The 16,801-nt window shown below is 64.0% G+C and carries 17 protein-coding genes; 8 read left to right on the top strand and 9 right to left on the bottom strand.

Features of this window, described 5'->3' with window-relative positions; all coding sequences use genetic code 11:
- Positions 1-156 precede the first annotated feature (156 nt).
- The 4 genes from BMY25_RS19090 to BMY25_RS19075 form a co-directional block, all read right to left on the bottom strand.
- On the bottom strand, positions 157-1,137 hold the full coding sequence (locus BMY25_RS19090; protein WP_092499648.1) for a malate dehydrogenase: 981 nt from the start codon (positions 1,135-1,137) through the stop codon (positions 157-159).
- Between the two features lie 455 nt (positions 1,138-1,592).
- A complete protein-coding gene (locus BMY25_RS19085) occupies positions 1,593-2,654 on the bottom strand; it encodes an aldo/keto reductase (RefSeq protein ID WP_092499646.1) in 1,062 nt (353 codons plus the stop codon).
- A 110-nt stretch (positions 2,655-2,764) separates the two neighbouring features.
- Positions 2,765-3,523: an AcvB/VirJ family lysyl-phosphatidylglycerol hydrolase gene (locus tag BMY25_RS19080; protein ID WP_177176955.1), complete on the bottom strand. Its 759-nt coding sequence runs from the start codon at positions 3,521-3,523 to the stop codon at positions 2,765-2,767.
- Positions 3,524-3,657: 134 nt separating this feature from the next.
- The gene (locus tag BMY25_RS19075; protein WP_092499642.1) at positions 3,658-4,377 is read right to left on the bottom strand and encodes an outer membrane protein; all 720 of its coding nucleotides are present in this window, start codon (positions 4,375-4,377) and stop codon (positions 3,658-3,660) included.
- Between the two features lie 506 nt (positions 4,378-4,883).
- Between BMY25_RS19075 and BMY25_RS19070 the strand changes: the two genes are divergently transcribed.
- The 4 genes from BMY25_RS19070 (at position 4,884) to BMY25_RS19055 (ending at position 8,801) form a co-directional block, all read left to right on the top strand.
- Positions 4,884-6,062 (top strand): aminotransferase, encoded by a 1,179-nt coding sequence (locus tag BMY25_RS19070; RefSeq protein WP_092499680.1) that lies wholly within the window; start codon positions 4,884-4,886, stop codon positions 6,060-6,062.
- Positions 6,063-6,072: 10 nt separating this feature from the next.
- Positions 6,073-6,858 (top strand): ThuA domain-containing protein, encoded by a 786-nt coding sequence (locus BMY25_RS19065; protein ID WP_092499640.1) that lies wholly within the window; start codon positions 6,073-6,075, stop codon positions 6,856-6,858.
- Between the two features lie 2 nt (positions 6,859-6,860).
- Complete coding sequence (locus tag BMY25_RS19060) at positions 6,861-7,904, top strand: Gfo/Idh/MocA family protein (RefSeq protein WP_092499678.1); 1,044 nt, start codon at positions 6,861-6,863, stop codon at positions 7,902-7,904.
- Between the two features lie 150 nt (positions 7,905-8,054).
- Positions 8,055-8,801 carry an SDR family NAD(P)-dependent oxidoreductase gene (locus BMY25_RS19055; protein ID WP_092499638.1) on the top strand — a complete coding sequence of 249 codons (747 nt, stop codon included), beginning with the start codon at positions 8,055-8,057 and terminating at the stop codon, positions 8,799-8,801.
- An 11-nt stretch (positions 8,802-8,812) separates the two neighbouring features.
- Here the strand turns inward: BMY25_RS19055 and BMY25_RS19050 are convergent, their stop codons facing one another.
- From BMY25_RS19050 to BMY25_RS19035, 4 genes are all read right to left on the bottom strand, one after another.
- The gene (locus tag BMY25_RS19050) at positions 8,813-10,171 is read right to left on the bottom strand and encodes a TIGR03808 family TAT-translocated repetitive protein (RefSeq protein WP_092499636.1); all 1,359 of its coding nucleotides are present in this window, start codon (positions 10,169-10,171) and stop codon (positions 8,813-8,815) included.
- Entirely contained in the window at positions 10,168-10,926 is a 759-nt protein-coding gene (locus BMY25_RS19045; protein ID WP_092499634.1) for a bestrophin-like domain, read from the bottom strand. Before BMY25_RS19045 ends, BMY25_RS19050 begins: the two co-directional genes overlap by 4 nt.
- Positions 10,927-11,043: 117 nt before the next feature.
- Entirely contained in the window at positions 11,044-11,487 is a 444-nt protein-coding gene (locus tag BMY25_RS19040; protein WP_092499632.1) for a DUF4332 domain-containing protein, read from the bottom strand.
- Between the two features lie 116 nt (positions 11,488-11,603).
- Positions 11,604-11,963 (bottom strand): hypothetical protein, encoded by a 360-nt coding sequence (locus BMY25_RS19035; protein ID WP_092499676.1) that lies wholly within the window; start codon positions 11,961-11,963, stop codon positions 11,604-11,606.
- 177 nt (positions 11,964-12,140) lie between these two features.
- Here BMY25_RS19035 and BMY25_RS19030 point away from each other — a divergent pair, with 177 nt between their 5' ends.
- Both BMY25_RS19030 and BMY25_RS19025 read left to right on the top strand, forming a co-directional pair.
- On the top strand, positions 12,141-13,541 hold the full coding sequence (locus BMY25_RS19030; protein ID WP_092499630.1) for a dipeptidase: 1,401 nt from the start codon (positions 12,141-12,143) through the stop codon (positions 13,539-13,541).
- Positions 13,538-14,131: an LOG family protein gene (locus tag BMY25_RS19025; RefSeq protein WP_177176954.1), complete on the top strand. Its 594-nt coding sequence runs from the start codon at positions 13,538-13,540 to the stop codon at positions 14,129-14,131. The genes BMY25_RS19030 and BMY25_RS19025 overlap by 4 nt, the downstream gene beginning before the upstream one ends.
- A gap of 63 nt (positions 14,132-14,194) precedes the next feature.
- Here BMY25_RS19025 and BMY25_RS19020 read toward each other — a convergent pair whose 3' ends face one another.
- A complete protein-coding gene (locus BMY25_RS19020) occupies positions 14,195-15,148 on the bottom strand; it encodes an aldo/keto reductase (RefSeq protein ID WP_092499628.1) in 954 nt (317 codons plus the stop codon).
- 254 nt (positions 15,149-15,402) lie between these two features.
- Between BMY25_RS19020 and pncA the strand changes: the two genes are divergently transcribed.
- Both pncA and BMY25_RS20575 read left to right on the top strand, forming a co-directional pair.
- Positions 15,403-16,011 (top strand): bifunctional nicotinamidase/pyrazinamidase, encoded by a 609-nt coding sequence (gene pncA, locus BMY25_RS19015; protein WP_238858430.1) that lies wholly within the window; start codon positions 15,403-15,405, stop codon positions 16,009-16,011.
- Positions 16,012-16,175: 164 nt separating this feature from the next.
- Entirely contained in the window at positions 16,176-16,709 is a 534-nt protein-coding gene (locus BMY25_RS20575; RefSeq protein WP_143062047.1) for a hypothetical protein, read from the top strand.
- Positions 16,710-16,801 lie beyond the last annotated feature (92 nt).

Here is a 16,801-nt window from a genome sequence, read left to right as displayed (position 1 = left end):
GCGAAATACAGGCGAACACACTGCGCTGTTCGCCGTTTCCGCAGCTTTTAGCGGGCAGACCTTTTCAGGAACTTACGAGAGGCGAGACAACTCTTCCTTGTTTTCCGTGCCGGCGGCTGGCCCCTGAGGGGCCGCCGGCACGAAAGCATGCGAGGCCTAGAGGAGTGCGGAAACGGCTTCGCGCTCTTCCGTCAGCTCGCCGACCGTGCGGTCCAGCATCTCGCGGGCGAAGCCGTCGACCGGCACGCCAGTGACGCGCTCGTAGGAGCCGTCCTTGCAGATGACGGGAACGCCGGCCATCAGGCCCTCGGGAATGCCGTAGGAGCCGTCGGAGCTGACGGCCATCGACACCCAGTCGCCGTTGCTGCCGTGGATCCAGTCATGCATGTGGTCGATCGCGGCGTTTGCGGCCGAAGCGGCCGAGGACGCGCCGCGCGCCTCGATGATCGCGGTGCCGCGACGAGCGACTTCCGGGATCAGCGTCTCGCGGTACCAGCTATCGTCGCCGATGATCTCCGGCAGCTTCCGGCCGTTGACCTCGGCATGCGTCCAGTCGGCGAACATCGTCGGGGAGTGATTGCCCCAAACCACGAACTTCTTGATCTCGTCGACCTTCACGCCGGCCTTCTTGGCCAGCTGAGTCAGCGCGCGGTTGTGGTCGAGGCGCACCATCGCGGTGACGTTGGCGGTCGGGAAGTCCGGAGCGTTGGCGGCGAGGATCATCGCGTTGGTGTTGGCGGGATTGCCGACCACGATCACCTTGGCGTCGCGCTTGGCGGCTTCGTTCAGCGCCTGGCCCTGCACGCGGAAGATCTCGGCATTGGCCGAAAGCAGGTCGCGACGTTCCATGCCCTTGGACCGGGGACGCGAACCCACGAAGAAGCCGGCGTCGATGTCGCGGAAGGCGGTCTTGGGATCGTCGGTGATCGTCACGTCCCGCAGCAGCGGGAAAGCGCAGTCCTCAAGCTCCATCACCACGCCGCGAACCGCGTTCTGCGCCTGCGGGAGATCGAGAAGCTGGAGGGCGACCGGCTGGTCCGGCCCGAAGACGTCACCATTGGCGATGCGGAAAAGAAGGGAGTAGCAGATCTGCCCGGCGGCGCCCGTGACGGCGATGCGTTTGACCTGGTTCGACATGTCCAAACCTCTTGTGCTGATGGTGAGACGGCATAAGGCGACCGCCCGCCGAAACGACGGGGCGTCACCCTTCCAACTCGCGGCGGACAATGGTCCATTCCGCGCCGCGAGCCAACGAATTTATGTCCGCGCCTCGGAGCTCCAGCGCAATAAACGTCGCCGGCGGACCGAGGCGGGCCGATCAGAGTTTCCGGGGCCGGCCCGAGCCGCTGGCGCAACCCCTGCGGATGACCAGAGGACCGGTGAATAATTCGCCGAAACAAGGAGTTAAGAAGGGTTTCGAAACATGAATCTGCACTTCCGTCTCCGTTTCGTGAGGAAGGGAGAATCACCCCTTCAGCGGCAGGAGCGAGCCGGCGCCGGCAGCCTGGTCTGTTCCGGTTTTCATTGGGAGGTCTCGAAAATCGACGAGGCGGCGGGAACCGCGTAAACGCGGGTCCCGGTCTCGATATGCCTCAGGATTTCTTCGCGACGGTCGCCCCTAGCAGCGAAAGATCGGCCGGGCCGAGCCGGTCCGATGCGGTCTGCGCCTGATGCCAATAGGGGTAGATCAAGGGCGGCGCGCTGACATCGTCGAGCTTCCGGCGCTCCTCATCCGTCAGCTTGATCTCGGCCGCCCTGAGATTCGTCTGCAACTGCTCTTCGGTCCGCGCCCCGATGATGAGCGAACTCACGGCCGGGCGGGTCAGGATGTAGGCCAGCGTGATCTCCGCCGGTGAAACGCCGCGAGCACCCGCGATTTCCACCAGCGCATCGACGATGTCGTAGAGCTTGTTTTCGTCGCGGATCGGCGGTTCGTTCCATTGGTTGACGCGCCGCGTGCCTTCCGGCTCCGTCTGACCGCGACGATATTTGCCGGAAAGCAGGCCCCCGGCCAGCGGACTCCAGACCAGAATCCCGAGGCCCTGGTCCAACGCGATCGGCACGAGTTCGTATTCCGCCTCACGCGCCTGCGGCGTGTAGTGGATCTGCTGCGATACGAATCTGACCGAATGCGTGCGGTCCTGAACGCCCAGCGCCTTCATCAGGTGCCAGCCGGAATAGTTGGACGCGCCGATGTAGCGGACCTTGCCGGAGCGAACCAGCGTATCCAGCGCCTCCACGGTTTCCTCGAGCGGCGTCTGCCCGTCCCATTGATGGACCTGATAAAGGTCGATGTGGTCGCTTTTCAGCCGGCGAAGACTCGCTTCGCACGCGGCGACGATATGATGCCGCGAAAGACCGGCATCGTTCGGCCGCTTCCCCATGGAGAATCGAACCTTGGTTGCGACCAGGAACTTGTCGCGACGCCCCTCCAGCGCTTCGCCCAGGATTTCCTCAGAGGCGCCTTGCGAATAAACGTCGGCCGTATCGATGAAATTGACCCCTGCTTCGGCGCAGAGATCGAGCTGCCTGCGGGCGCCGTCGACGTCCGTCGAGCCTACCTTACCGAAATTGCCTTTTCCGCCGAAGGTCATGGTGCCCATCGTCAGGACGGAAACTCTCAGGCCGGATCGGCCGAGCTGGCGATATTCCATACTCATCTCCCTGGAATCGCACCGCTGAAGCGGCGCTTCGGGAGTTAACTAGGCGGGCGCGGCCTTTGTTCGAGGGGGCGGGAGCAGCTGGAAGAGGTGAGTCGCGCGGCTTACTGGAGCAAAGCCGTGATGCGCCGGGCCAGAAGGTCGTAGTCGCCGTTGAAATGATGGCTTCCGGGCAGTGCGATCGACGAGATATTCGGCCCCTTGAGAGACGGGCAAAGTGAGCCGTCTTCCTCCGCTCCATAGAAGCAGGCGAGGCGAACCGGGCCGAGGGCCGCGATCTCAGGGCGAGTCGGCGCCTCCGCAACCCCGAAGGACTTGAAGAGCTTTCCGTAACCGAGCCAGAAATCGGCCGTCGGCGAAGCCCCGATCAACACCGTCAGACGCAGATCGCGCTTCTGGAACTCCGGCAGGCGTCTTTCCACGAAAGGAAGGACATCGGCACCAAAGGAGTAGCCGGCCAGAACATAATCGTGGACGCCGTAGCGGCGACGGAGCTCGGAAAGGATGCGGGCGGAATCGCGCGCGACGCCATCGGGCGAGTGGCGTTTGTCGAAATAGATGACGCTGTCCAGCCCGGCGACCAGATAGCCCTGGCGGGCGAGGGCGGAGGCGATGGATTCGTCGATGCCCCGCCAGCCGCCGTCGCCGGAGAGAAACAGGACGATGGCTTTCGGACGTCCCGCCGGCTCCTCCAGGATGACAGGCAGGCGAGCGATCCGCGACGGGAGTTTGGTCGGATCGACGAATTGCTGTTGCCCGGCAGCCGCGAAAGCCCGATCGAATAGCTTGGGTCCCTGGATGTAACCCAGGCCTGAAAGGGCCAGCAGGCTGAATCCAACGGCAGTGGCACGCAGTTTGGACATGAGAATTTCAACCTGAAACCCGCTCCCTATAGATAGGAGAACGATGCGGCTGTCGCATCCGGCGGGCGGTCCCATGAACGAAAAACGCCCGGGCCGAAGCCCGGGCGTGTCCAGATCAACCCGGTGGGGGTTGATTAGAACTTGTAGCTGATCGCAGCGCGGACAGCGTGGGTGTCCAGGTCGACCTTCTCGCGGACGCCGCCGCCGAGGTTGGCCTTGACATCGCCGAAGTCCGTGTAGCGGTATTCGACGCGGGTCGTCAGGTGATCCGAGAGAGCGTACTCGAGACCGCCACCGACGGTGTAGCCCCAAGCGTCGTCGCTCTTCTTGACGGTGTTGCCGAAGAGGTCGCCACCGCGGACGTCGACGTCAGCGTAAGCAGCACCACCCGTGGCGTACACGAGGAAGCGATCCCAGGTCCAGCCGAGACGGCCGCGCATGGACGCCTGCCAGTTGATCTGCGACTTGGCGTAAGCGCCCAGGCCGGCAGTGTTCGTGCCGCTGTCGTCGACGTCAGCGTATTCGATGTCGCCTTCGACGCCGATCAGGAAGCTGGAGCCGATCATGTTGGTCAGGAAGTTCGGCGCGAAGTTGTAGCCGATGTGACCACCGCCAACGAAGCCCTCGGGGCTCAGGCTGACGTCCGGGACGCCAGCGACGTTGTAGCGGGCATGATCGTCACCGCCGAAAGCGTAGCCAGCCTGGATACCAGCGTAGAAGCCGGTCCAGTTGAAGGGCTGCACAACGGCAGCGACCGGAGCCGGAGCGGTTTCGTGCATCGGAAGGTCAGCAGCGAAAGCAGTGCCACCGAGGAGAGCCGTTGCAGCGGCGGAGAGGAGGAGGATCTTCTTCATTTGTCTCACCGAGAGTTCGATGTTCGATGACGCTTATGTAGCACCGGTTCCCCGGTCTGTCTGTGACCGCAAAGACACAAGGGCAAGAACAGGAGCTCTCGTTTTTGTGATCGCAAAGTCACTGGAGTCTCATGGAACGAATCTCCAGGGCGGTTTTCGACACATTTTCGCCACGAGTGTGGTTTGGTGAGTCTTCTGGCGGTGTGGAACCTTTTTGAATGATGGCGGTTACCACTCGTTAACTTGGATTAACGAGAGACAAGCGGCAGAAATAGTCTGCATTTCTGCTTGAATTCAGGCTCGTTCGTTTGCTGATCTGTGCCTTGATCTGCATCTTGTCTTGCTTCTTGCGAGGTGAGCATTCCCCGGCTCCTGATTTCGCCGAGGTTATAGTTGCATTGCACCATGGCCCCCGACCTTTACTGCCGGCGAATTGAGCGTACACCGCATTCGGATTGGGCAAAGGCTGGCGTTCACCAGTCCCGGCCGCATGCAATATGGTCATTATGAAGTCGACAAACAGCGTCTACACCGGACTTCCCACCACCATCTTCGAGGAAATGAGCCGATTGGCGGCCCAATATGGGGCGATCAACCTCGGCCAGGGCTTTCCCGACGTCGATGGACCTGAGGACATCAGGCGCGAGGCCGCTGAGATCCTGATATCCGGGCCCAATCAGTATCCCCGCATGCTGGGCGTTCCGGAACTTCGCGCGGCGGTGGCCGAAGCCTGGGACCGTTTTCAGGGCATCCGGGTCGATCCAGAGACGGAAGTGCTGATCACCTCCGGTGCGACGGAGGCCCTTTCCGACGCGATCAACGCGCTGGTGGAAGAGGGCGACGAGGTCGTGATGATCGAGCCGCTCTACGATTGCTACATGCCGCTGGTGGAACGGGCAGGGGGTATCGCTCGTCGCGTACGGATCACTCCGCCCCAATGGAAGCTCGACCCGGACGCGCTGCGGGCTGCCTTTTCCGCGCGGACAAAGGCGATCATCATCAACAACCCCATGAATCCGGCGGGCAAGGTCTTTACATCGGAGGAACTGGAACTGATCGCCGGGCTCGCGCAGGAGTTCGATGCCTATGTCATCGCCGACGAGGTGTACGAGCACCTCGTTTTCGCAGGTCACCGCCATATTTCCATGTTGACCGTTCCGGGGATGCGGGAGCGCACGGTCGCCATCGGCTCGGCAGGCAAGAGCTTTTCGCTGACGGGTTGGAAGATCGGCTACGTCACCGCCGCCCCCGCGCTTCTCGATCCCGTCGCCAAGGCGCATCAGTTCGCCACGTTCACCACGCCGCCGAACCTGCAGCTCGCCATAGCCCATGCGCTGCGCAAGGATCTCTCCTATTTCACCGATCTTTCCGCCGACCTCCAGGCCAAGCGGGACCGGCTCGCGGATGGGTGCCGGAAGCTTGGTTTCGGCGTGATGGAATCGGCCGGCACCTATTTCCTGACGCTCGACACCGCACCGCTCGGGCTGGAGGGTGACGACGTCACGCTGGCGCGCCGCATGACGATCGAGGCGGGCGTCACGGCCGTGCCTGTTTCGGCCTTTTACGGTTCCGACGCGCCGGACCGGTTCCTCCGTCTCTGCTTCTGCAAGAAGAATGAGGTGCTCGACGAGGCCCTGGCACGGATCGGTCGCTGGCTGGAAACGTTGAACTCCACACGGAAGTGAGGAGATCGACATGCCTGTCCGCGCTCTTGTCTGGGGTGAGAACGTCCACGAGCATACCAACGAGATCGTTCGGGGCGTCTATCCCGACGGGATGCACGAGGCGATCGCGACCGGGCTGCGCGGCGATCCCGGGATCCTGGCGGAAACCGCAACCTTGCAGGAGCCGGAGCACGGACTGACGGAGGCGCGTCTTGCCGCTACCGACGTGCTGCTCTGGTGGGGCCATGCGGCGCACAGCCAGGTCGCCGACGAGGTCGTGGAGCGGGTCGCCAACCATGTCCATCAGGGCATGGGGCTGATCGTGCTTCACTCCGGGCACTTCTCCAAGATCTTCCGCCGCCTGATGGGAACGCCGTGCAGCCTGAAATGGCGGGAGGCGGGCGAGCGGGAGCGGCTCTGGGTGGTCAACCCCAACCACCCGATCGTGCAGGGAATCGGCGACCGGCTCGATCTGCCGAACGAGGAAATGTATGGCGAGCCCTTTGCGATTCCCGAGCCGATGGAGACGGTCTTTATGTCCTGGTTCGAGGGCGGCGAGGTGTTCCGCTCCGGCGCGACGTGGCAGCGCGGCGGCGGCAGGATCTTCTATTTCCGGCCGGGCCACGAGACCTATCCGACCTATCACAACCAGCAGGTCCGCACGGTGCTGCGCAATGCCGTGAAATGGGCGCACAATCCGGCCCCGCGCTGGAAGCTCGTGGAAGAGGCGCCCAACGTGCCGGTCGAAAGCGCGCCGGAGAAGCTGGAGACCAAGGGACCGCGGCTGCACCACGCCGGCCAGGCGGGGTATCGCTGATGGTGCGGATGCTCATTCTCGGCACCGGCAACATGGCGCACCGCCATGCGATGGAGTTCGCCTCCACGGAGGGCTGCACGCTGACCGCCGCCGTGGAAATAATGCCGGACCGGCTCGCGACCTTCTGCGAGATGCACTCCATTCCCAAGGGATTCACCGATCTGGACGAGGCGATCGCATGGGGCGAGTTCGATGCCGCCGCAAATGTGACGCCGGACGCGGTGCATTATCCAACGACCATGAAGCTGATCGAGGCGGGGGTACCGGTCTTCTGCGAGAAGCCGCTGGCGCCGACCTATCCGCTTGCCGCCGCGATGACGCAGGCCGCCGGCGAAAAGGGCGTGGTCGCCATGGTGAACCTGCGCTACCGCGGCCTGCCGGTGATGCAGAAGGCGCGGCAGCTGGTGGAAGCCGGCGAACTCGGCGTGATCCGTCACGTCGATGCCGCCTATCTCCAGAGCTGGCTCGTGGGCTCGCACTGGGGCGACTGGCAGACAGAGGAGCGCTGGCTTTGGCGGCTTTCCGAAGCGCATGGCAGCAAGGGCGTGCTGGGAGACGTCGGTATCCACATCCTGGATTTCGCCTCCTTCGTCGCGGGGCAGAAACCCGTCTCCATCAATTGCCGTATGAAGAGCTTCCTCAAGGGAGAGGTCGGCCAGATCTCCGGCTACGATCTCGACGCGAACGAGTCGTTCGTCATGTCCGTCGGCTTCGATGGCGGCGCGATCGGCACCATCCACGCGAGTCGCTGGGCGACGGGCTATGCAAATGCCCAGAAGGTCGCGATCTTCGGGACCAAGGGCGCGCTGGAAATCGAGTTCGAGAGCGAGGCGCAGACGTTGCGGCTTTGCGCGGTCGACGACGTGCATACGCAGACATGGCGAGAAGTCGAGTGTCCGCCAGTGCAGGGCACCTACCAGAGCTTCATCGAGGCCGTGCGGACAGGCGAGACGCTGGAGCCGAGCTTCCTGCGCGCCACCGAATTGCAGCACGTTCTCGACCTCTGCTTCGAATCCGATCGGACAGGCGCGACGCTCGCCGTCTGATTCCCAGTCTTTGTGAGCTCTTTACCTCCGCGGGGATAGCCTCATTGCGGACCGGCGCCGTTTATCGAAAGATGGCGCGGGCAACGGGGCAGGGTTCATGCGGATTTCAGAGGGCTGGCGGCGAACGGAACGGCACAGGGCGGGCCGGTCATGAGGCGGCATGTCGTGATCACCGGCGGTGCCTCGGGTATCGGGCTCGCCTGCGCGGACCTGCTGCTGGCCGATGGCTGGCAGGTTTCCGTCCTCGATGCCAGTCGCGAGGCGATCAGCGAGGCCGACGAGGTCCTGGCCGGGCACGAAGCCCTTTTCTTCCAGACCGACATCACCGACGAGGAAGCCGTGGACACCGCGCTCGACGAAGCGGTGGAAGCCTCCGGGCCGCTGGGGGGGCTGGTGAACTGCGCCCGCGTCATGCCGCAGGAGCTGTTCGAGCGGACCGGTGCGGAGCTTTTCCGCGAAACGGTGGAGATCAACCTGACGGGCGCCTTCGTCGCCAGCCGCGCCGCCGTGATGCGGATGGGCGAGGCGGGGGCCATCGTCAATGTTTCCTCCATTTCCGGCCTGCGCGGCAATTTCGGCGAGGTCGCCTATGCCGCGTCGCAGGGCGGGGTGATCGCCATGACCCGCGCAATGGCGGTGGAACTCGCGCCCAAGGCCATTCGCGTCAACGCCATCGCCTGCGGGGCGATCGAGACCTTCTCCATTCGCATGAACCATCACTCCGACACGCGGAAACTCTGGCGCGACCACCTGCCGGAGCGGCGTTACGGCGAGCCGGAGGAAGTCGCCGGCGTCGTCCGCTTCCTGCTCGGCGCGGAAGCGAGCTACATCAACGGGCAGGTGATTGCCGTCGACGGCGGTTTTACGGCAGCGGGGATAATCCCGCGCACGCCGTAAGATCAGGCTTCTTAGCTGACGCGGTTGTTGGCGAGCAGGAGGTTAGGGGCGTTCTCCGCGCCGGCTTTTGTGAGATCGCCGGTCGCGACCTCCGTCCAGCGGGAGCCGACGATGGCGGCCTTGCTGGCGCCGGAGATGAGGTTGTCGGCAATCAGCGCCTGGCCGGCGCCTTCGACCACCGATGCGGCAATGCCGATCTCCGTCTTGCGGATGACATTGCCGGTGGCTGTGATGTCGCGGAGATAGGGGCCGAAGCCGAGGTTCAGGCCCTGCCGCGCGTTTTCGATGACGTTGCCGGTGATGGCGAGATCCGCCTCGCCACCGATCCCGGCTCCGACGCCGATGCCGGTAGTCGGATCATCCGTCGGCAGGCGGGTGCCGCCATGGATGTTGCGGACCAGATTGCCGGAACAGACGGCGAGGTGCCCACCATAATCCTTGAGATTGGCGAAGGAGATGCCGAATCCCGCATCGTCCACGATGTTGTTGGAGACCACAGCGCCCTCGAAGGCGAACTCGACGTAAAGCGCCTTTTCGCCCGAGCGCGTCGCCTGGTTGCCGATGATCTGCACGTTGTCGGACGAGAAGGCGCGGATGGCGGAGAAATCGCAGTTGTCGATGCGATTATCCGTGATGATGACGCCGTTCGCCTTCGATAGATTGATGCCGTTGCCGTTCTGGCCGGTGCCGCCGGAGCGCGCCGGAATGTCGCCGATCCGGTTGCCGCGCACGATGGAGTTGTCGTCGCTTTCCGTCTCCCGCGAGATCAGGATGCCGCGGTCACCGCAATCGGTGAGGACGTTATCGGTGATCGAGAAGCCGGCGGACTGCCTGATATGGATACCCGCGCTTCGCGTTCCGGCGATGCGGCAACGCTCGATGCGGCCGGCGCTGCTGGCGAGCACGAGGCCGTAGGCCGCGCTGCCGACGCCTTCGCAATCCTCGATCACGACCGAAGCGATTCCGTCCGCGTAGAGGAGGCCGCCATCCTCGTCCATCGACAGCCCCGCGCCGTCGAGTATGAGCCCTTGCAGGCGAAGCCGCGCGCCATGGCGGGCGCGGAGCAGCGAGTGGCCGCCGGTGAAGACCAGTCGGCTCCGGCCGGGCACGCCGATCAACTGCGTGCCGTCGGGCAGATCGATGTCGGCGACGCTGTAGCGGCCGGGCGGAAGGAACAGCGGCAGCTTGCGCGCCTGCGCCTCCGCGAGCGCCTTCGTGAAGGCGGCGTTCTGGTCGGGCGCGCCGGACCTGACGCCGAGCGTGCCCGCATCCAGCGCGCCTGACCAGACCGGTTGGGCACGGGCGGTCGCGGCCAGCGGCACGAGGGCGGCACCCGTCACGATGCTGCGTCGGGTGAGCGAGAGACTCATGCCTTCATGCTCGCCAGGACATCCTCCACCGGTTGAGGAGAAACCTGGATCAAGCCGCTGAAAGGCCCGTCGATCTCCAGCACCATGAAGATGGAACTGGAGATCGCGGCGGCGCAGATCATCAGGGAGACGAGCACCAGAACATTCGGCGGAGCATTGTAGCCGAAGCTCGCGAAGATCACGACGAACCAGAGGATCAGCACGATCAGGAGCGAGGAGGAGAAGGTTGCCTGCGCATCCGCGATCAGGGTCCAGCGCTGCTCGATGACACGCTGCACGTCGGAACGGGCCTGCGCGGCGAGGCTCGCCTGACGCGGCGTGCCGGTCGCCAGGTCGTCGATATGCAGTTCCAGGTCGGTCAGCATCCCCCAGGCCCGGTCGTCCTTCACCAGCCAGAGATCCCCGGCGCGCGACCAGGTTCGCGTCAGCACCATCTCGGTGTAGCCGATCAGCTGTTGGCGCTGGCCTTCGGCGTCGGGTCCATAGGCGCGCAAGGTCGTATCCAGGAGGATGAGGCGGGTTGCGAATTGATGTACGTCGCGATCGACGGCATCGAAGCTACCCTTCACCGAGGTGACGAAGAGCCCGAGTACGAGGCTCGCCATCACGGACACCATGCCGACGCCGAGCTTGATGACGTCGTGCGTTTCCTTGTTGCGAAGGCGGGCGGGAAGGCGAAGCTGGCCCCAGAGGGTCAGCAGGACAACGCCCGCCAGAAGCACGAAGATGCCGAACGCAATTCCAAGATCCGCCATGCCGCCCCGGCCCGCTCGCGGGAGACGACGGATCTCCCGGCTGGATGAGAGCCTATGGCAGTTTAAGGAAGGATTGAAGGCCGCGATTGGCGGCCGGACGGGGACGACAGCGCCGGATCAGTCCTGCCGCGGCGCGGAAGCCTTCTTCTCGCGGTAGCTGATCATGGGTTCGAGGATCTGCGCCTCGTCGATCCAGCGTGCGACACGCTGCTGGCTGGGCAGCAGCGTCACGAGACGCATCCTGTCGTTCATCTCCGTCATCTTGGCGACGACGTTGGCGGGATTGCGCCGCTTCAGCGCCTTGACCGTATCGACGCCGGCGGCGCGCAGCAGTTCGGCATAGCCGACGGCGATGCCGCGCACGCGCATGAGATCGGCCACATTGGCCCAGCGCAGGATATCGCTTTCCGGAATGCCCGTCTCCTCGGCGAGCTGCTTGCGCGCCCTCGGCGTTTCCGACCGCGCGAGCAGGGCCGTCGTGGAACGAATTCCAACAGCTTTGAGCTTGCTGGCGTAGAAAGCGCCAACGCTCTCCATATCAGCGATCGAGTAGGACGGCATGCCGGCTCCGGAGGGGAAACTTTCCCTAAGGCAGAAGCACGGCCTTCGCTAGGGGGTATGTGGTGGCTAAGCCTGGAATCCGCCCCAAAGTCGACACATTCCTCAAGGGGCCTGCGTCAGAGGAACTGGTTGAGCCCGGGGATGGCCTGCAGGAGGTCGTCGACCGGCTGGTCGCCGGCCTTTTCCCGGAGAAACGCCACGGTTTCTTCGGCGATCGGCTGAATTTCCGGCAGGTCCAGCCCGAGCGCCTGCAACTCACCGAAGACCTCGAAAAGGCCGCCACCGCCACCGGCCGGTGAACTCTGCGGCTCCGGATCGATGAAGCCGTCCGCGCCGGGTATGCGCGCGGCGATCTCGCTCATCTTCTCCGCCGATCCCTCGCGATAGAGAAAGGACAGGATCACCGTGACCGCGCTGCGCGCCGTCATCTCGTCAACGCCCACATTGCGGGTGATGCGCTGAATCAGTTCGTCCATGACCGTCTCCAAGAGGCTCGCTTTCTGCGCGATAAGTCGGCACGTCGGGTGAAAAGACAAGCAGCTTATGCGGCTTCCTCCGATTGTCCCCGCCCGCGCCGATCCTGTAAGACGGTGGCAGCAAGGGCTCGCAGCGTCGGGCCCGATGATGAATTTTCGAAAGGCAGGATGTTCCGAATGGCCGATCTCGAGCGGGTTCTGAAGCGCATTGACGAAGATCTGGACCAGAGCCTCGACCGGCTCTTCTCGCTGCTGCGCATTCCCTCCATCTCAGCCGATCCGACCTTCAAGGCGGATTGCCGCCGCGCCGCGGAATGGTGCGCCGCCACCCTGTCCGAAGTCGGCTTCGAGGCGTCCGTGCGCGACACGCAGGGGCACCCGATGGTCGTCGGTCATTATACCGGCGCGGGCGAGGGCGCCCCGCATGTCCTCTTCTACGGCCATTACGACGTGCAGCCGGTCGATCCGCTGGATCTCTGGGAAACGAGCCCCTTCGAACCGTCGCTGGCCGAGGTGGAAGGCGAGAAGCGGATCGTCGGGCGCGGCTCGGCCGACGACAAGGGCCAGCTGATGACCTTTGTGGAGGCGGCGCGCGCCTGGTTCGCTGAAACCGGCGGCCTGCCGGTCAACGTCACCGTACTCTTCGAGGGCGAGGAAGAATCCTCCAGCCCCAGCATGATCCCGTTCCTCACCGCCAATGCGAAGGAACTGACCCGCGACGTGGCGCTGGTCTGCGACACCAATATGTGGAACCGGAAGACGCCGGCGATCGCGACCATGCTGCGCGGCCTCGTCTATGACGAAGTCATCATCCAGGCGGCCTCCCGCGACCTGCATTCCGGTCTCTACGGTAGCGCCGCGCGCAACCCGATCCACGTGCTGACCCGCATCCTCGCCGACCTTCGCGACGAGAACGGACACATCAAGATCCCCGATTTCTACGAAGGCGTGCCGGAGCTCAGCGACGAGCAGAAGGCGAGCTGGGACCGTCTAGGCTTCGATCAGGCGGAGTTCCTGGGCGGCGTCGGCCTGTCGGTGCCGGCGGGCGAGCGGGATCGCTCCGTGCTGGAGCAGATCTGGTCGCGGCCGACGCTGGAAGTGAACGGCATCGTCGGCGGCTATATCGGCGAGGGCGCCAAGACGGTGATCCCCGCGAAGGCTTCCGCCAAGGTGTCGTTCCGGCTCGTCGGCGAGCAGGACCCGGACAAGATCCGCGCGGCCTTCCGCGCCTTCGTCACCGCACGGGCGCCGGAGGATTGCAAGGTGACGTTCCTCTCGCATGGCGGCGACCGCGCCGTCAGCCAGCCCACCGACAGCGACTTCGTCCAGAAGACGCGCAAGGCGCTCTCCGACGAGTGGAACACGGAGGCCGCGCTGATCGCCATGGGTGGGTCGATCCCGATCGTCACCCAGTTCAAGCGGCACCTCGGAATGGATTCCGTATTGGTGGGCTTCGGTCTCGACGACGACCGTATCCATTCGCCGAACGAGAAGTACAATCTTTCCTCCTTCCACGGCGGCACGCGCTCCTGGGCGCGTATCCTCGGCGAACTCGGCGCCGGAAAGAACCTGGCATGAGCGTCGAGATCAGCAATATCTGCGTCTTCTGCGGCTCCAGTCCCGGCTTCCGGCAGGAATACATCGATAGCGCGCGAGCGCTCGCGACCGCCATGGCGGCGCGCGGCATCGGCCTTGTCTATGGCGGTGGCCATGTCGGGCTGATGGGGGCGGTGGCGGATGCGTCGCTATCCGCCGGTGCTTCGGTGGTCGGCATCATTCCGGAAGCGCTGATGAACCGCGAGCTCGGCCACAAGGGCCTGACGGAGCTTCACGTCGTCGGCTCCATGCATGAGCGCAAGGCGATGATGGCGGACCGCTCCGACGCCTTCGTGACTTTGCCCGGCGGGCCCGGCACCATGGAAGAGATGTTCGAAGCCTGGACATGGGCGCAACTCGGCTACCACCACAAGCCCGTGGGATTCCTGAACACGGCCGGGTTCTACGACCGGCTTTTCGAATTCATCGACTTCCAGGTCGCGGAAGGCTTCATGAAGCAGCCGCACCGCGACATGCTGATCGTGGAGAACGATCCGGACACGCTGCTCGACCGCCTCGCGGGCTACGAGCCGCCGCGTGTCCATAAGTGGATCGAGCGCGAGCAGACCTGAGCCTTGCGAAGCTCGCAAAGTGGAGCGGCCCTGCGGCCGCTCCACTCAGTCGCGGGAAACGTCTCAGTCCCGTGACCTGCCGGAAAGGTGGTCGATCTCGGCAAGATCCTCGGCGGAAAGCTTCCAGTCCGCGGCGCGGGCATTCTGCTCCACCTGCTCCGGACGCGTGGCGCCGGCGATGACGCTGGAAACCGCCGGCTGGGCGGCGAGCCAGGAAAAGGCGAGCTCCACCATCGTATGGCCGCGCGCCTCGGCGAAGCCCTTGAGCTTCTCCACCGTGCCGAGATTTTCATCCGTCATGTAGCGGTCGGCGAGCCGCGCCGTCTTGGCGAAGCGCGTGTCGTCCGCCGGCTTCCGGTCGCGGCTGTACTTGCCGGTCAAAAGTCCGCTCGCCAGCGGGAAATAGGGCAGGAGGCCGAGGCCATATTCCTGCGCCATGGGGATCAGGTCGCTCTCCGCCTCGCGCACGAGGAGGCTGTATTCGTCCTGCAGCGAGACATAGCCGGCGAAACCGCGATCGCGCGCGGTCCACTGCGCCTCCACTACCCGCCAGGCCGGCACGTTGGAGCAGCCGTAATAGCGGATCTTGCCCTGCGTCACGAGGTCGTCGAGCGCCCGCAGCGTCTCTTCCTGCGGGGTCAGCGGATCGAATCTGTGCAGCTGGTAGAGATCGATCCAGTCGGTCTTCAGGCGCTTCAGGCTGCTTTCCACCGCCGTCATGATGTAGCGGCGCGCCCCGCCTTTCAGGCCCTTCTCCTCGTCGAAGGTGGCCCCGAACTTGGTGGCGAGCACCACATCCGCCCGGCGCGGGCCGAGGATCTGCCCCAGCGCACTTTCGGACGCACCATGCGGATCGCCGTAGATGTCCGCCGTGTCGAGCAGGGTGATGCCCGCATCCATCGCCTTGTGCACCACCGCGCGCGATTGCTCGACGTCGATATGCCAGCCGAAATTGTTGCAGCCGAGCCCGACGGCCGAGACGCGAAGGCCCGATTTTCCGAGATTCCGGATTTCCATATGCTGCTCCTGGCGTGAAAGGTTCGTGCTGGAACATAAGGCGCTTTCCGGCCGGTCAACCCCTTGGTCGCCTCCTTGGCCGGCCCCTTGGTCGCCGAGGCGGGCTAATGAAAGAAGATCTCGCAAGCCGCTTCCCGGTCGCCGAATCCATATCGAGGTTCTTTGTTGTTTGAGAACAAACAAGCAACATGGTATGGCTTTATCGGGCTGGCTGCAGCCGTCGGATTCCGCAGGATCGTGGGGAGGGTGGAAGCTTGGTCATCAAGAGCACGGACGCGCTGGTCGTCATCGACGTCCAGAACGATTTCTGCAACGGCGGTGCGCTGGCGGTGCCCGATGGCGATGCGGTCGTCCCCGTCATCAACGCGCTGATGCCCCGCTTCCGGACCGTGGTCCTGACGCAGGACTGGCATCCGGCAAGTCACGGATCCTTCGCGAGCTCGCACGAAGGCAGGCAACCCTTCGATATGGTCGAGATGTTCTACGGCGATCAGGTGCTCTGGCCGGACCATTGCGTGCAGGGCACGAGGGGCGCGGACTTTCATCCCGATCTGGAAACGGTGCCGGCTACGTTGATCGTCAGGAAGGGCCTGAACGAGCGGGTCGACAGCTACTCCGCGTTTCAGGAAAACGATCGTGCGACGTCCACCGGCCTTGCGGGCTATCTCCGCGGGCGCGGTGTGGAGCGGGTGTTCCTGGCTGGTCTCGCGCTGGACTACTGCGTCCGCTACTCCGCGCTGGATGCCCGACTTCAGGCTTTTGAGGCCGTTGTTGTCGAAAATGCCTGCCGCGGAATTGGCGATCTTCAGGAGACCCGGGAGAGTTTCGCGAAAGCTGGTGTGGAACTGGTCTCAATGAATTGATCTCTTTTTTATGGTGCACTGCAATATAGCCGCGTATTTATATTACACTGTGTCGTATTATTGCGAGAGGTTCTAATTTTCGGAAGGCATTTACTCCCGCTATACGGATATGATAAGGCTGGACTATCAAAGAGTTCTGTCCCGCGTCAGAGGCGGTCGAAGTGATGCTGCTCGACGAATGTCTTGGTTTCCTGCACTATGCCGAAGCTGATGCCGATACGCGCTCGGCACGACTGATGGCGCAGTCCTTCCGTCACTTCGCTGAAAGCGATCCGGAGGTTGCCCACGCGCTCCTGCACGGTGACGTTCTGGTTTTCGCGCGCCACATAAGAGACTGCACCACCGAAGCGGACAGGCTCGTCCAGGCCCTCCGTGCGTCGTCGCAGCAGCCGATTTGTGTGCCCCGGTTTGCAGCCGAGTTCATCCGCCTCGGCGACACGATGGAGTTCCTGGAGTACATCCGGGTGACGTCTCCGGTGCTCGCGAGACGGATGGCTGCCAAGTCGCTTCTGGCGTGGACCCGTTCCCAGCCGGATATCGAGGCCGATCTCCGGGCCGGGAACGTCGCGGGGTTGAGGCGTCACATCGAGGCCTGCGTGTCCGACGCCACCTCGCTGCTGGAGGGCCTCAGGCGGGAAGCCGGACTGGGGCGGGAAGCGGGACTGGGAGGCGGCGCCTTCAGTCTCGCCTGCCACTAGGTTCTGAACTCATTAAGGGTTGAGCTTCTGGTCGAAGGCTGATTCACCTGTTCGGGGAGGAGCATGGTGATGGCGCGTTACGATCTCAGCGA

This window comes from Faunimonas pinastri, from assembly GCF_900110915.1.
In the GTDB taxonomy this organism is placed as follows: Bacteria; Pseudomonadota; Alphaproteobacteria; order Rhizobiales; family Afifellaceae; genus Faunimonas; species Faunimonas pinastri.
The sequence above is the reverse complement of the archived record's forward strand: the minus strand, read 5'-3'. Positions and strand labels throughout refer to the sequence as shown.

Bases quoted from the DNA above. Each gene is read 5' to 3' on its own strand.
- BMY25_RS19090 (WP_092499648.1), bottom strand. From the start codon at position 1,137: ATGTCGAACCAGGTCAAACGCATCGCCGTCACGGGCGCCGCCGGGCAG.
- BMY25_RS19085 (WP_092499646.1), bottom strand. From the start codon at position 2,654: ATGGAATATCGCCAGCTCGGCCGATCCGGCCTGAGAGTTTCCGTCCTG.
- BMY25_RS19080 (WP_177176955.1), bottom strand. From the start codon at position 3,523: ATGTCCAAACTGCGTGCCACTGCCGTTGGATTCAGCCTGCTGGCCCTT.
- BMY25_RS19075 (WP_092499642.1), bottom strand. From the start codon at position 4,377: ATGAAGAAGATCCTCCTCCTCTCCGCCGCTGCAACGGCTCTCCTCGGT.
- BMY25_RS19070 (WP_092499680.1), top strand. From the start codon at position 4,884: ATGAAGTCGACAAACAGCGTCTACACCGGACTTCCCACCACCATCTTC.
- BMY25_RS19065 (WP_092499640.1), top strand. From the start codon at position 6,073: ATGCCTGTCCGCGCTCTTGTCTGGGGTGAGAACGTCCACGAGCATACC.
- BMY25_RS19055 (WP_092499638.1), top strand. From the start codon at position 8,055: ATGAGGCGGCATGTCGTGATCACCGGCGGTGCCTCGGGTATCGGGCTC.
- BMY25_RS19050 (WP_092499636.1), bottom strand. From the start codon at position 10,171: ATGAGTCTCTCGCTCACCCGACGCAGCATCGTGACGGGTGCCGCCCTC.
- BMY25_RS19045 (WP_092499634.1), bottom strand. From the start codon at position 10,926: ATGGCGGATCTTGGAATTGCGTTCGGCATCTTCGTGCTTCTGGCGGGC.
- BMY25_RS19040 (WP_092499632.1), bottom strand. From the start codon at position 11,487: ATGCCGTCCTACTCGATCGCTGATATGGAGAGCGTTGGCGCTTTCTAC.
- BMY25_RS19035 (WP_092499676.1), bottom strand. From the start codon at position 11,963: ATGGACGAACTGATTCAGCGCATCACCCGCAATGTGGGCGTTGACGAG.
- BMY25_RS19030 (WP_092499630.1), top strand. From the start codon at position 12,141: ATGGCCGATCTCGAGCGGGTTCTGAAGCGCATTGACGAAGATCTGGAC.
- BMY25_RS19025 (WP_177176954.1), top strand. From the start codon at position 13,538: ATGAGCGTCGAGATCAGCAATATCTGCGTCTTCTGCGGCTCCAGTCCC.
- BMY25_RS19020 (WP_092499628.1), bottom strand. From the start codon at position 15,148: ATGGAAATCCGGAATCTCGGAAAATCGGGCCTTCGCGTCTCGGCCGTC.
- BMY25_RS20575 (WP_143062047.1), top strand. From the start codon at position 16,176: ATGCTGCTCGACGAATGTCTTGGTTTCCTGCACTATGCCGAAGCTGAT.